Below are 14,235 nucleotides of genomic sequence, written 5' to 3'. Positions count from 1 at the left end.
CAAACATGGCTTCATCAAATTTCATTGATTACGTAAAGATAAACTGCCGTTCGGGCGCGGGCGGTGCTGGTTCTGTTCATTTTCGTCGAGAAAAGCACACGCCAAAAGGTGGGCCCGATGGCGGAGACGGCGGTCGGGGTGGTCACATCATACTACGGGGTAATTCGCAACTGTGGACACTTTTGCATTTAAAATACCGTAAGCACGTAAAAGCAGGCAACGGTGTAGCAGGCGAAGGTGGTCGGCGGAGTGGTGCCCAGGGCGAGGATGTCATTCTGGAAGTACCACTAGGCACGATTGCCCGAGACCCCGAAACAAGCGAGAAATTGGCCGAGATCACGGAAGAGGGTCAGGAAATTATTCTCTTCCCTGGTGGAAGGGGCGGCATGGGCAACGACCATTTCAAAACACCCACGCAACAGGCGCCTGATTATGCACAACCTGGTGAACCTGGTCGCGAAGAATGGGTCGTACTAGAGTTAAAGTTACTGGCTGATGTTGGGTTGGTAGGGTTTCCAAACGCAGGAAAATCAACGCTGTTATCTGTTTTATCGGCCGCCCGGCCTGAAATTGCCGACTACCCATTTACAACCCTTGTTCCTAATTTAGGGGTCGTAGCGTACAGAGATTACAAATCGTTTGTCATGGCTGACATACCGGGTATTATTGAGGGCGCTTCGCAGGGGAAAGGCCTGGGATTACGGTTCCTGCGCCATATTGAACGCAACTCAATCTTACTTTTTTTGATTCCGGCAACATCCGAAAATATTCGACAGGAATACAATACGTTATTAAACGAGTTGCGTGAGTTCAATCCAGAACTAATGGATAAAACCCGTTTGCTGGCTATTACAAAAATTGACCTTATTGACGAGGAAACTCGTTTGACGCTGGCAAGTGATTTACCCAAAAAAGTACCCATTGCCTATATCTCAGCCGTAAGCCAACGGGGTCTGGATGAATTGAAAGATATTATCTGGCAAAATCTGACAACTATTGAGCCAGTCTGATTATACCCATATCTGTTTATCAACAACTAGCTCGCCAGGCTGGTTGCGCCTTTAATTCTTATGAAAAACGTCTCCGTAGCCTTAGGTACGGCCTTTATTTTATTGCTCCCATTCCTAGCAATAGCCCAGATTCAGGTTTCTTTTCCTACAAGTCGAGCGGTTCTTCAGCGAAATAATGCCAACCAGGCTACTGTTCGTATTACGGGCTATTACACGTCGGCAATAACCAGAGTGGAGGCCCGCTTGCAGGCGCGCGATGGTCAGGGTACTTCGCTTGACTGGCGTACCATTCAGGATAAGCCAGCGGGTGGTGTATTTGCCGGCGACATAGCCGGGTCAGGTGGCTGGTATAATCTGGAAGTGCGGGGTATGAACGGCGACCAACAGGTTGGCAATGTAACAACGGTTGAACGGGTGGGCATTGGTGAAGTATTTATAGTGGCAGGCCAATCCAACGCACAGGGAATCCATCAAAATGCGCCAAACCCACAAAACGACCGGGTGAATTGCGTAAACTATAGATATCCTGACAACGGTTTCCCAAATGACCCGCCAATCCCTGTATTTACGCTGCTCGATAATTCCCCCGGTTTTACGATTGCCCCCAGGGGTGTGGGAAGCTGGTGCTGGGGTCAGTTAGGCGACCTTTTGGTTAAACGGCTGAATGTGCCGGTTATGTTTTTTAATGCCGCCTATACCGGTACGTCATCTCAAAACTGGAATGATAGTTCGGTTGAAGGGGGTACAGCCTATGGCCCTGGTGGCGCTTACCTGCCTCGTCAACCCTACATAAATCTTAAAATTGCGCTGCAATTTTATGCCAACACGCTTGGCGTACGGGCTATCCTTTGGGAACAGGGTGAAACAGACAATCTATTGAATGTACCTACTAGCCAGTACATTAATCAACTTCAGGCAGTTATTGCCCGTAGCCGCACTGATTTTGGTCAATCCGTTCCCTGGGTTGTTGCCAGAGCCTCGTATGGTGACAATTTTGGCGTTGACGCCAATGTCATTGCGGCCCAGAACCAGGTTATTTCCGCAACAGCGAATGTCTTTGCTGGCCCCGCTACAGATGCCATACAGGTACCTCGCAATCGTCCTCCTCTCAATGACCCCGAGGGGTTCCACTTTGACTTTAACGGTCTTATCGAGGTGGCCAACGCCTGGAATGGCAGCCTAAATGACTCCTTCTTTCAAAGTTCAACACCTGCCAACCCAAAGCCATCACCTACTCTCTCGGTTGCCTGTGCCAGCAATAATAATCTCAATATTGCCGTAAATGGAAGTTATTCAAGCGTGCAATGGGAGTCGGGCGAATCAGGAAATACCATTACCAAAGGAGCGGGTACTTACCGGGCTAAGGTGAAAGATGCGTTAGGAAATACCCTTTTTACAGGCCAAGCCAAGGTGTCAGATGCTCCTGTAGCTGCCACGACCGACAACCGTCCTCCTTCTGTATGCATTGGCAGTAGCTTAGCCTTAACCACAAATTATGATAACGTAACCTGGTTTAATCAGCAAAACAACCAAACAGTAGCTACTTCACGGACATTCTCCACGGTCTCGGCTGGAGCCTACTTTGTTCGTTATCGGGATATAAGTGGTTGTGACTTCACGTCCAATACGCTGAACGTTACTGTAAATCCATTGCCAGCCACGCCCACTATTTCGAATGAGAAGTCGACAACTTTCTGTCAGGGCGATAATACAACGCTACGGGCTAGTGCCGATAATATCCAGTTTAACTGGAGTGATGGCCAAAATGCTAAGGTAGTTAGCGTTGGGAATTCAGGAAATTATTTTCTGACCGTAACTGACCAAAACGGCTGTACATCGGCGCAGTCCAATACAATTGTTGTAACGGCAAATCCAGTGCCAGATAAGCCCGTGATTGCAGCCAATGGCCCAACGACATTCTGTGCCGATCGAAACATTACCCTAACAGCGCCCCAAAACGTAGCCTACCAGTGGACCAGTGGTCAAACCAGTCAAAGCATTACCCTGAATCAGTCGGGTACTTTTTCGGTACGGACCAGTAACCAATTTGGCTGTGCATCTGTGCCGTCGGATGTGGTCACGATTCAGGTAAATCCCTTGCCCGCCATTCCTTCTGTCAGCGCAGCCGGTGCAACCACGTTTTGCGAAGGCAACCGCGTTACCTTAAACGCGAGCAGTCCAATAAACATCGTTTGGTCAAGTGGCCAAACAGATAAGAGCATTGTTGTGGCTACCTCGGGAAATTACGCAGCCCAGGCGCGTGATCAGAACGGTTGTCTATCGCCTTATTCGTCTGTTCTGGCTGTAAAAGTTAACCCATTGCCCGCCACGCCAATCATTCTGGCTAATCCATCTCCGATCATATGCGAAGGAGACCGCGCTACATTACGAGTTGACGGGGATTATACGGTTTTTTGGAGTACCGGCGATTCAACACAACGCATTACAACGGGAACGCCGGGTACTTATTCGGCCAGTGTGCGAGATGTAAATGGCTGTCGGTCGCTACAGGCAGGCTCTGTCGTTGTTGAAACAAGACCACTCCCTCCAGCGCCAACCATAAACATTATCGGTACATACACGCTTGAGGCCGTAAGCTCGACCAATGGAACTCAGTTTCGCTGGCGCCAGGGTAGCGACTCGCTAGCGGCTCAAACAGCCATTATTAAAGCAAATCAATCGGGTGTTTACACCGCCCGTTCCTCTATCGTTTATTCACAGACACTAACTTGCTTTTCCCTTCCGTCAACACCAATCACCTTTACGATTGACCCCAACAACAGAGGGCTGAGTATTTACCCAAACCCAAATCCGGATAAGATCTTGACCCTGGAAACGCAGGCTAATCTTACTAACGCTATTGTTACCGTTTACACATTGACTGGTCAGGTAACACTAACAGCTACTGTTCCTGTATTTGATGAACGTAAACAGCTTGTCTTAACGAGCCTCCCATCTGGTTCTTATATTCTGCGTGTTCAGTCGGCCAACTTTGACGTTTCCAAACGAATTCTTGTCGGATTGTAATATTAATCGCAGAGTGACCGTTTAATCATAGAAATTAGCCTTAATTTTGCACTTTATCGGGAAAACATTCCTACTGCTCAGTACCATACTTTATACTGAATAGGGGTCTGTTTTTTCGTGTATATTATTATCTATTACTCGCTCGAGATAGTAGCGTATTATAAAGAGCTATTGAGAAACCAAAAATGAAAAATCGTTATTTTCTAGTTCATCTGGTAGCATTCGGTTTGATGGTCGTCAGTATGCGGATATCAGCTCAGACTGCCAGCCAGGTGATAAAAATTACATACCCAGAAAGCCGGGCTATTTTCCAGCGCGAAAACGATAATACCAGCACCATTTATTTGTCGGGAAGCTTATACCAACCGGCCGATAGCGTCCAGGCTCGCGTTCAGGCCGAAGAAAGTGGGCAGGGGATCAATACCGCCTGGGTTACCATCCAGCGAAATCCACAGGGGGGCGTTTTTCAGGGCGCCTTACGAGCTAAAGGAGGCTGGTACCGTTTAGAGGTTCAGGCATTCGTTGGTGGGGTAGCAACTGGCACTGATGTAGTCCGTAAAGTGGGTATTGGCGAAGTATTCATTATAACAGGCCAATCCAACGCGCAGGGTTTCCAGAATTATGGCGCCGTTGGTGCTGGCGATGACCGGGTCAACTGTGTCACGTATGACAACAGCACGGCTAACTCCCTGGGCGACCCACCGGCACCGACCTTCCAACAGTTGACCGCCACGTCCTTAATCGGGCCCCGTGGACAGAGTGCATGGTGCTGGGGATACCTGGGCGATTTACTTGTCAAGCAATATAACGTTCCTGTCTTGTTCATCAATACAGCCTGGCAAGGCACCACCATCCAAAACTGGCGGGAAAGCGCCGATGGTAAGATCACTAAAAATCTATTTGCCTTAGGAACACCGAACGAAAACTTTCCAACCGGGATGCCCTACGCCAATCTGGTCATTGCGTTACGGTACTATTGTTCGCTCCAGGGATTAAGGGCTGTGTTGTGGCAACAGGGCGAGTTCGACAACTTCCCCCTGCATTCTACCCGAAAAGACTACGCGGATAACATGCAATACCTGGTCAATAAGACGCGCGTCGATACCGATCGGTATCCTGCCTGGGTGTTGGCTCGCTCTTCCTACAATAATGGCCAGGTAAGTCAGGATATTATTCAGGCGCAAAACGACGTAATTAACACGTATAACAATAACGTGTTTGCCGGACCCTTTACGGACAATATTCAGATTCCACGTTTCGATGACGTCCACTTTGGCAACCGACCAACAAATAACCCCGGTGACAAAGGCCTTAATGACTTAGGCCAAGCCTGGTTCGCCAGTATGAATGCGGTTTTCTTTTCCAGCTCACGGCCATTGCCTCCCCTACCACAGCCGTCGGTCAATGTAGCTTGCGCCACAACCAATAACAGTATAACACTCAGTTTGCCCAGCCTGTACAATTCGTATACCTGGAGTTCGGGACAGAAAACACAGACCATAACGGTTAATCAGCCCGGCGTTTACCGTGCCGTTCTGAAAGACAAAGTAGGGAATACGTACCTGTCGCCCGCCCTTGACGTGCAAGGGCCTATTCAACCGGCCACGCCAACTATTTCATTAGCCAGTCGACCGGGCACTGTAGTGGCCAACCAATTACAGGTGTGTGCCGACTCCAGCTTGTCCCTACTAGCCAACACGTCGGCAAACAGCACGGGTGTGTGGAGTGTCAGTACGACAACAACCGTTAGCAAAGCGATTAATCTAAATCAATCAGGTACGTATTCTGTGCAGGCCGTAAACGTATATGGGTGTAAATCAGCCCAGCCTGCTACGATAACACTGAGTGTACGTCCTAAAGTACCAGTGCCCAGCATTGAACAGATCGGGGCTTATAGCTTACAGGCTGTCTTACCTACCCCAACAGGCGGCCAACCTGACTTATTCGACTGGCGCCGGGGAGCCGAAGTGATTCCACAACGAAGCGCAGTAGTGAAAGTAGTGGTTTCGGCCAATTACTCGGCCCGCACCCAAACAACCTACACATTACCGAACAGTTCGACGCTTACTTGTTACTCTGATTTCAGCGTTCCTAAAGCGTTTACATTCGACCGGTCGAATGGCGGCTTGAGTGTGTACCCAAATCCTGCCACCACTGGTTCAGTCACGATAGAAACTATTGAAGACCTGAAAAATGCCGATGTCAGCATCTTCTCCTTAACTGGTCAGGAGCTTTTTTCAACGCAAGTGCCCGCCCTGGATGAGCGGAAAGCGATTGACGTTTCAGGACTGGCTCAGGGCATTTATCTCATTCGGGTCCGTTCGGCTGGTTTCGATATCTCCCGGCGCATTATTATCAACAGATAGCGTTATTCCGGGTTATCATTCACAGAAGCCACTCTTTATAGGGTGGCTTCTGTCGTTTAGCTCCTCCAATCTGCTTATTCAGAGTTGATAAAATAACTCTTGTAGCTTATCTTTGAAAGATAGTGGAACGAACGTCTATGCGTACGTAAATGGCTTTATTGGTTTTATCGCTACCTTTGCGCCGTTCCTGTCAACTACTACTATGAACGCAACTTATCTGCCGGCCGATTATCTGCCGGTGCTCATTCAACTAGGTCTGGCACTTGGCTTCATCGTGACAACGATGATTGTCACACACAATATTGGTCCTAAGCGCAACAGTCAGAAAAAGGATGATCCATTTGAGTGTGGTATTCCGGTTCAGGGTGATGCCCGCACGCCGATTTCCATCAAATATTTTCTGATTGCCATTCTATTCGTCCTGTTCGACGTTGAAGTTATCTTTCTATATCCCTGGGCCGTTAATTTCAAGGGGTTAGGCTTAACAGGATTTGTCGAAATGGTGCTGTTTATGGGACTCCTTCTGGCGGGTTTTTATTACGTGATTCGCAAAGGAGTTTTGAACTGGGAATAAGCATTTAAATGAATTTTCGAGCATATTTATTCGTTGTTACAGTAAGCAACTACAACCGCAAAGGCGGACCGTGTTTTTATGGCAACTGATATCAAGCTGGCTGAGGCCCCCGCGAGTTATGATGGCCCGGGATTTTCGGCTACTTCATTCGATAAAATTATTGGACTAGCCCGGGCAAATTCGCTTTGGCCTCTACCTTTTGCAACTTCCTGCTGTGGTATCGAATTCATGTCGACCATGGCTTCGCACTACGACTTAGCCCGATTTGGCTCAGAGCGGCCCAGCTTCTCTCCCCGTCAGGCCGATATGCTGCTGGTGGCCGGAACAATTGCCAAGAAAATGGGGCCGATTGTCAAGCAGGTATATCTTCAAATGGCCGAACCCCGCTGGGTTATTGCGATTGGTGCATGCGCGTCGAGTGGTGGCATTTTTGACACCTACAGCGTTCTGCAGGGTATCGACCGCATTATTCCGGTGGATGTGTATGTACCGGGTTGCCCACCCCGCCCTGAACAGATTCTGGATGGTGTGATGCAATTGCAGGAGCTTGCCAAAAATGAGTCGCTCCGTCGGCGTAATACAGAAGAATATACCAAGCTACTGAATTCCTATAGCATTCAATAAATAGTAACGGGTGAATGAGTAACGGAACATTTTGCTTCCTGCTTCATTCACTCGTTCGCTTAGTCACTCATTCACTCCCTGATAATGCTGACCAACGAAGAGGTTGCGCAGATAATAATAAACCAGTTTGGCGAAAGCGTTACGGATTTTGATGATCCTTATAACTTGCTAACGTGTTCGACCAGCCGGGATCAGATTATTCCGCTCGTTAAGTACCTGAAAGAACATCCGACCTTGAAAATCGGCTTTCTTACTGATATTACCGCGATCCATTACCCAGATTCGACCGGAAAAGAATTTTGCGTAGTCTATCATTTACATAGCCTGCAAAATAATTTCCGGATACGGATTAAGGTCTATCTGACCAACGAGGATCTTCATATCCCGACGATGATTTCACTCTATGCCAGTGCTAACTGGATGGAACGTGAAACCTTCGATTTGTTTGGCGTTCTCTTCGATGGTCATCCCGACCTACGCCGAATCCTGAACATGGAAGAAATGGATTACCATCCCATGCGTAAAGAGTATCCGCTCGAAGACGCAACCCGGAAAGATAAAATTGATGCACTGTTTGGACGATAACTACTAGTGAACGAGTGAATGAGTGAAGGAGCGGTGTATTATCAACTGTTTGTCACTCTGCCACTCTTTCGCTCTTTCGCTCTTTACCTATGGTTTCCGAAGAACTCGATATAGCGAACAAAAACTTACCCGCCGAGCAGGGTCCGGTTCAATACGTCAATGAACTGACCACCCTCAACCTTGGCCCGACTCACCCGGCTACACACGGTATTTTTCAGAACATCCTCCAAATGGATGGTGAGAAGATCGTGTCGGGCGAGCAAACGATCGGTTACATCCACCGTGCATTTGAGAAAATTGCCGAACGTCGGCCTTTTTATCAGATCACGACTCTTACCGACCGCATGAACTATTGTTCGTCGCCCATCAATAACATGGGTTGGCACATGACAGTAGAGAAGTTGCTAGGCGTTGAGGTTCCTAAGCGGGCGCAATACATTCGCGTCATTATGATGGAATTGGCCCGAATAGCCGATCACCTCATTTGTAATGGCATCTTGGGTGTCGATACGGGTGCTTTCACAGGCTTCCTGTATATTTACCAGGAGCGTGAAAACATTTACGATATCTACGAAGAAGTTTGTGGAGCCCGTCTGACGACCAATATGGGCCGAATTGGTGGTATGGAACGTGACCTCTCCCCTACTGCTATTCGTAAAATTAAAGAGTTGCTCGTTCGTTTTCCAAAAGTATTGAACGAGTTTGAAAACCTGTTTAACCGAAACCGTATTTTCATGGACCGCGTGGTGAACGTGGGGGGAATTTCGGCTGAGCGGGCCCTGAGCTATGGCTTTACGGGACCAAACCTGCGGGCTGCCGGTGTCGACTACGATGTGCGGGTTATGAACCCCTATTCGTCGTATGAAGATTTTGAGTTTGATATTCCTGTCGGTCAGAGTGGCGATACCTACGACCGGTTTATGGTTCGGAACGAAGAGATGAAGCAAAGCTTACGGATCATTCAGCAGGCTATCGATAACCTGCCCGAAGGTTCCTACTTTGCCGATGCTCCCCAGTATTATTTGCCTCCAAAACAGGAAGTTTATAAAAACATGGAAGCGCTCATTTATCACTTCAAGATTGTGATGGGCGAGATCGATGCTCCTGTTGGCGAGATTTACCATGCAGTTGAAGGCGGTAACGGCGAATTAGGCTTCTACCTGATCAGCGATGGTGGCCGGGCACCTTACCGCTTGCATTTCCGTCGGCCCTGTTTTATTTACTACCAGGCCTACCCTGAAATGTGTAAAGGACTGACTCTGTCCGATGCAATCGTGATTATGAGTAGTATGAACGTCATTGCCGGTGAACTGGACGCGTAACTTAAAACACAATTGGCCATGAAAGTCGATTGGGAAGAGCTCGTTACAACCTCTCATCTTGACACAGTTGGGTTAATACGCCAACTCGTTGATGAGCACCATTACGAAGAAGCTCAAGAAGGATTGACTGAGCTTTATGAAGCTATGGGAAGAGCCGAACGGCATGCCTTAAGCAGTCAACTACGCCGATTAATGGTTCATATTCTTAAATGGAAATACCAACCAGAAAAGCGTATTACCAGTTGGGTTCGTACTATAGTGAATGCAAGACAGGAAATTAAAGAGTTGCAGGAATACATGCCATCGCTCAATCGAGAATACATTGAAAGCGTTTGGCCTCGAAATACGAGTGCGGCTGTTGAGGGAGCCAAAGCTGAAATGAATCTTTCCAGAAAGGATACATTTGAACCGGCTGAGTTAACCTGGGATGAAGTTTTTGACGCTGAATACCTGCTGTAAATAATGACAACTGAGACAAATAATCCCGCCGTACAATTTACGCCCGAGCGGGTTGCTAAAGCGCAGGAAATTATTGCCCGATATCCGGAAGGCAAGCAAAAATCGGCCTTATTGCCGTTGTTGCACTTATTGCAGGAGCAGGAAGGCTGGACCAGCCCTGAAGGTATGGACTACGTAGCCCGAATGCTCGATATTCAACCGATTGAGGTATATGAGGTCGCTTCATTCTACACCATGTACCACCTCAACCCGGTTGGTAAACACGTGATCGAGTACTGCCGGACAGGCCCCTGCTGCCTGATGGGGGGCGAGGAAGTATACGCTCATTTGAAACAACGGCTTGGCATTGATACCGGTCAGACAACTGTAGACGGTCAGTTTACCCTCAAAGAAGTCGAGTGTCTGGCGGCTTGCGGCATGGGACCGGTCTTTCAGGTTCGGGAGAAATATTACATGAACCTCACCAACGAACGCGTGGATGAGATCATTGACGAATTGTCGAAATAACCCACTATGGCGACCAAAATACTAACCGAGCATATCAACGTTCCCGGCATCGAGACCTTCGATGTGTATCGGAAACAGGGCGGCTATACGGCCGTAGAAAAGGCAATCAAGACAATGACTCCCGAAGCCATTGTTGAAGAGGTGAAGAAAGCGGGCGTGCGGGGTCGGGGTGGTGCCGGATTCCCAATGGGTATGAAATGGAGCTTTCTGGCCAAACCCGAAGGTGTTCCCCGTTATCTGGTCTGTAATGCCGATGAATCGGAGCCAGGTACCTTCAAGGATCACTACCTGATGAAAAACATTCCCCACCTGCTCATTGAAGGGATGATTATCTCGTCGTTTGCACTGGGCGCGAATAAGTCGTTCATCTACGTTCGGGGGGAGTTGATGTACGTGATTCATATCCTCGAGAAAGCCATTGCCGAAGCAACAGCAAAGGGTTTCCTGGGTAAGAATATCCTGGGAAGTGGTTACGACCTTGAATTGGTCGTTCAACCCGGCGGTGGTGCCTATATCTGTGGTGAAGAAACAGCCCTGCTCGAATCGCTGGAAGGGAAACGCGGTAACCCCCGGAATAAGCCCCCTTTCCCAGCCGTAAAAGGGCTGTATCAATCGCCAACGGTTGTCAACAACGTTGAATCCATTGCCACCACGTCATGGATCGTTAATCATGGTGGTGATGCCTATGCGGCCATCGGCATTGGGCGTAGTACGGGTACGAAGCTGATTTCAGCTTCGGGCCATATCAACAAACCGGGTGTCTACGAAATTGATCTTGGTGTTCCAGTCGAAGATTTCATTTACGCCGATGAATGGTGTGGCGGCATCCGTCCGGGCCATAAGTTTAAGGCACTTGTTGCCGGAGGATCATCCGTCCCCATTTTGCCTGCTAATCTGGCTTTGACACTGGCCAATGGTGAGAAGCGATTGATGTCGTACGAGTCACTCTCCGATGGCGGTTTCGCCACCGGCACCATGCTGGGCTCCGGTGGGTTTATCGTTTTCGACGAAACATCCTGCATCGTTCGGAACACCTGGAATTTCTCGCGTTTCTATCACCACGAATCCTGTGGCCAATGCAGCCCCTGCCGCGAAGGCACGGGCTGGATGGAGAAAGTTCTTCACCGAATTGAGTACGGACACGGGCACCAGCAGGATATTGATTTGCTGGTCGATGTGGCTAAGAAAATTGAAGGAAATACTATTTGCCCGCTCGGCGATGCGGCTGCCTGGCCGGTTGCCAGCGCCATCCGGCATTTCCGGGATGAGTTCCAATGGCATATCGACCACCCGACCGAAGCGACCCAACCGGGTGCTGTTTATCGGGGCGAGATGGCTCTGGTCTAATTATACGGCGGCTGAAATGCCGTTTTGAACTGAATGATTTGCGGCTTCCTAGCCGCAGTATACCATATGGAAGACGTAAAGCCGCAACTGTTAAAAGTCACTATTGACGGAATTGAAGTTGAAGTGGAGCCGGGAACGACCATTTTACAGGCCGCTCGAAAAATAGGTCCGGCGGTGGCTCCTCCGGCCATGTGTTACTACCAGCCTCTGAAAGGTAGTGGTGGCAAATGCCGGGCGTGTTTGGTACGTGTGGCAGCAGGATCCGCAAAAGACCCACGGCCTATGCCAAAACTGGTCGCATCGTGCCTGACGGCTGTCCAGGATGGCATGGTCGTCGAGAATGAAACTAGTCCACAAGTTATTGATGCCCGGAACGGTATCGTTGAATTTTTGCTGTTGAATCACCCGCTCGATTGCCCGGTTTGCGATCAGGCCGGTGAATGTGATTTACAGAACTTTGCTTTCGATCATGGCAAAGTGACTACCCGTTACGAAGAAGATCGCCGGACGTTCGAAAAACAGGACATCGGCCCGTACATACAACTGCACATGACGCGTTGCATTCTGTGCTACCGCTGTGTATATACGGCCGATCAGATTACGAACAAACGCGTTCATGGCGTCATGAACCGGGGCGATGCGTCGGAGATTAGCACCTACATCGAGAAAGCAATTGATAACGATTTCTCAGGAAACGTTATCGACGTGTGTCCCGTTGGTGCGTTGACCGACAAAACCTATCGCTTCAAAAACCGCGTGTGGTTTACAAAGCCCGTCGATGCGCACCGCGATTGCCCAACCTGCTCAGGAAAAGTAACCCTGTGGTATCGGGGCGACGATGTGATTCGGGTAACAGCCCGCAAAAATGAGTGGAATGAAGTAACCGAGTTTATCTGTAATACCTGCCGCTTCGATACGAAGAAAACAAGCGACTGGACAATCGAAGGCCCAACAAAAATATCGCGGAGTTCGGTTATTTCGGCGAATAAATACCGGGCCGACACGGTCAAGCCAAGTTTTGGCGAGCGTCTGGCCGCTGCCGACTACAAACTGATCGACGACAAGCGGGACACCTCGCAGTTGGGTATCCAGCAATTACCTCCCGAACGTTTTGCGAAAGTGTTGCCATCAGCCCTGGAGCCAGAACCTTGATAGTCATTGGTAGTTAGTTTACGGTTTTCGATTGGCTGATGCGTACGTGATCGCCAGAAAACCAATTGATAACGAAGAACCAAAAACGTTTAAAAATGGACTTAACCGTATTACTCGTAAAGGGTATCATTATCCTGGTCATTTTTGGGATAACGCTCCTGATTGCGACTTATTCAACGTACGCCGAGCGCAAAGTTGCAGCCTTCCTGCAAGATCGTCTTGGCCCCAACCGGGCGGGTCCCTGGGGACTGTTGCAGCCAATAGCCGACGCGGGCAAAATGTTTTTCAAAGAGGACTTTATTCCCTCTCAGGCCAGCAAGTGGCTGTTTATCCTTGGTCCCTGTTTAGCCATGCTGACCGCCCTCATGTCGAGCGCAGTTATTCCGTTTGGCGACAGTATCCGGTTTGATAATTATTCGATTCCCGTTCAGGGCATTGAAATCAACATCGGTGTCTTATACATCTTTGGTGTCGTATCGCTGGGCGTTTATGGCGTAATGGTCGGTGGCTGGGCTTCGAATAATAAGTTTTCGCTGTTGGGCGCAATACGCGCGGCCTCCCAGAACATCAGCTATGAAATTGCCCTGGGTTTATCGATGATCGCCATTCTGATGATGACGGGTTCCTTATCCGTTCGGGCCATTGTTGATCAGCAGGCGGGTTTCTTCGAGTGGAATATTTTTACACAGCCGATCGGGTTCATCATTTTTCTGACCTGCTCGTTTGCTGAATGTAACCGTACGCCCTTCGACCTGCCTGAATGTGAAACCGAGCTTGTTGGCGGATACCATACCGAGTACAGTTCCATGAAACTGGGCTTTTATCTGTTCGCCGAATACATCAATATGTTCGTTTCGTCGGCCTTTATCTCATCCCTCTATTTCGGTGGATTCCATTATCCATTCATGAACGAAGTTGGTAGCGCACTCGAAAAGTCAATGGGTGCGATTACTGGGCACAACATCGCAACCGCCATTGGCTTTGTGGTGTTCTTCGGTAAAATCTTCTTCTTCATCTTCTTCTTCATGTGGGTTCGCTGGACGCTGCCGCGCTTCCGATACGACCAACTAATGAACCTGGGCTGGAAAACACTGATTCCCCTGTCGATCCTGAATGTGATTTTAACCGGCGCAGGGTTGTTATACAATTTTAAATACGCAACCTGGCTCATTGTTGTCGTGATGGTGGTCATGGTTATGGTCTCATCAGCAAAGGCACCGAAACGGGAAGCTATACCACAAGGGGCTTAACCGGCGACCTGT

The 14,235-nt window shown here is 48.9% G+C and carries 12 protein-coding genes; all 12 read left to right on the top strand.

Features of this window, described 5'->3' with window-relative positions:
- The first annotated feature begins 5 nt into the window (after nucleotides 1-5).
- The 12 genes from obgE (at nucleotide 6) to nuoH (ending at nucleotide 14,223) form a co-directional block, all read left to right on the top strand.
- Nucleotides 6-1,010 (top strand): GTPase ObgE, encoded by a 1,005-nt coding sequence (gene obgE / locus ACYVAM_RS05220; protein WP_461064639.1) that lies wholly within the window; start codon nucleotides 6-8, stop codon nucleotides 1,008-1,010.
- A gap of 60 nt (nucleotides 1,011-1,070) precedes the next feature.
- Nucleotides 1,071-4,037, top strand: coding sequence for a T9SS type A sorting domain-containing protein (locus ACYVAM_RS05215; RefSeq protein WP_461064637.1), 2,967 nt, complete (start codon nucleotides 1,071-1,073; stop codon nucleotides 4,035-4,037).
- A gap of 185 nt (nucleotides 4,038-4,222) precedes the next feature.
- A complete protein-coding gene (locus ACYVAM_RS05210) occupies nucleotides 4,223-6,403 on the top strand; it encodes a T9SS type A sorting domain-containing protein (RefSeq protein ID WP_461064635.1) in 2,181 nt (726 codons plus the stop codon).
- Between the two features lie 202 nt (nucleotides 6,404-6,605).
- Entirely contained in the window at nucleotides 6,606-6,977 is a 372-nt protein-coding gene (locus ACYVAM_RS05205; RefSeq protein ID WP_461064633.1) for an NADH-quinone oxidoreductase subunit A, read from the top strand.
- A 78-nt stretch (nucleotides 6,978-7,055) separates the two neighbouring features.
- Complete coding sequence (locus tag ACYVAM_RS05200) at nucleotides 7,056-7,601, top strand: NADH-quinone oxidoreductase subunit B (RefSeq protein WP_460933669.1); 546 nt, start codon at nucleotides 7,056-7,058, stop codon at nucleotides 7,599-7,601.
- 84 nt (nucleotides 7,602-7,685) lie between these two features.
- Nucleotides 7,686-8,186 carry an NADH-quinone oxidoreductase subunit C gene (locus ACYVAM_RS05195; protein WP_461064631.1) on the top strand — a complete coding sequence of 167 codons (501 nt, stop codon included), beginning with the start codon at nucleotides 7,686-7,688 and terminating at the stop codon, nucleotides 8,184-8,186.
- An 89-nt stretch (nucleotides 8,187-8,275) separates the two neighbouring features.
- Nucleotides 8,276-9,508, top strand: coding sequence for an NADH-quinone oxidoreductase subunit D (locus ACYVAM_RS05190; protein ID WP_461064629.1), 1,233 nt, complete (start codon nucleotides 8,276-8,278; stop codon nucleotides 9,506-9,508).
- Nucleotides 9,509-9,526: 18 nt separating this feature from the next.
- Nucleotides 9,527-9,967, top strand: coding sequence for a DUF29 domain-containing protein (locus tag ACYVAM_RS05185; RefSeq protein WP_461064627.1), 441 nt, complete (start codon nucleotides 9,527-9,529; stop codon nucleotides 9,965-9,967).
- A gap of 3 nt (nucleotides 9,968-9,970) precedes the next feature.
- Complete coding sequence (locus tag ACYVAM_RS05180) at nucleotides 9,971-10,474, top strand: NADH-quinone oxidoreductase subunit NuoE family protein (protein WP_461064625.1); 504 nt, start codon at nucleotides 9,971-9,973, stop codon at nucleotides 10,472-10,474.
- A 6-nt stretch (nucleotides 10,475-10,480) separates the two neighbouring features.
- Nucleotides 10,481-11,821 (top strand): NADH-quinone oxidoreductase subunit NuoF, encoded by a 1,341-nt coding sequence (gene nuoF / locus ACYVAM_RS05175; RefSeq protein ID WP_461064623.1) that lies wholly within the window; start codon nucleotides 10,481-10,483, stop codon nucleotides 11,819-11,821.
- Nucleotides 11,822-11,887: 66 nt separating this feature from the next.
- Nucleotides 11,888-12,973, top strand: coding sequence for an NADH-quinone oxidoreductase subunit G (locus ACYVAM_RS05170; RefSeq protein WP_461064621.1), 1,086 nt, complete (start codon nucleotides 11,888-11,890; stop codon nucleotides 12,971-12,973).
- Between the two features lie 95 nt (nucleotides 12,974-13,068).
- Complete coding sequence (nuoH, locus tag ACYVAM_RS05165) at nucleotides 13,069-14,223, top strand: NADH-quinone oxidoreductase subunit NuoH (protein WP_461064619.1); 1,155 nt, start codon at nucleotides 13,069-13,071, stop codon at nucleotides 14,221-14,223.
- The last annotated feature ends 12 nt before the right edge of the window (nucleotides 14,224-14,235 follow it).

The sequence above is a fragment of the Spirosoma horti genome (assembly GCF_054776595.1).
This window is presented reverse-complemented; position numbering and strand designations above follow the sequence as displayed.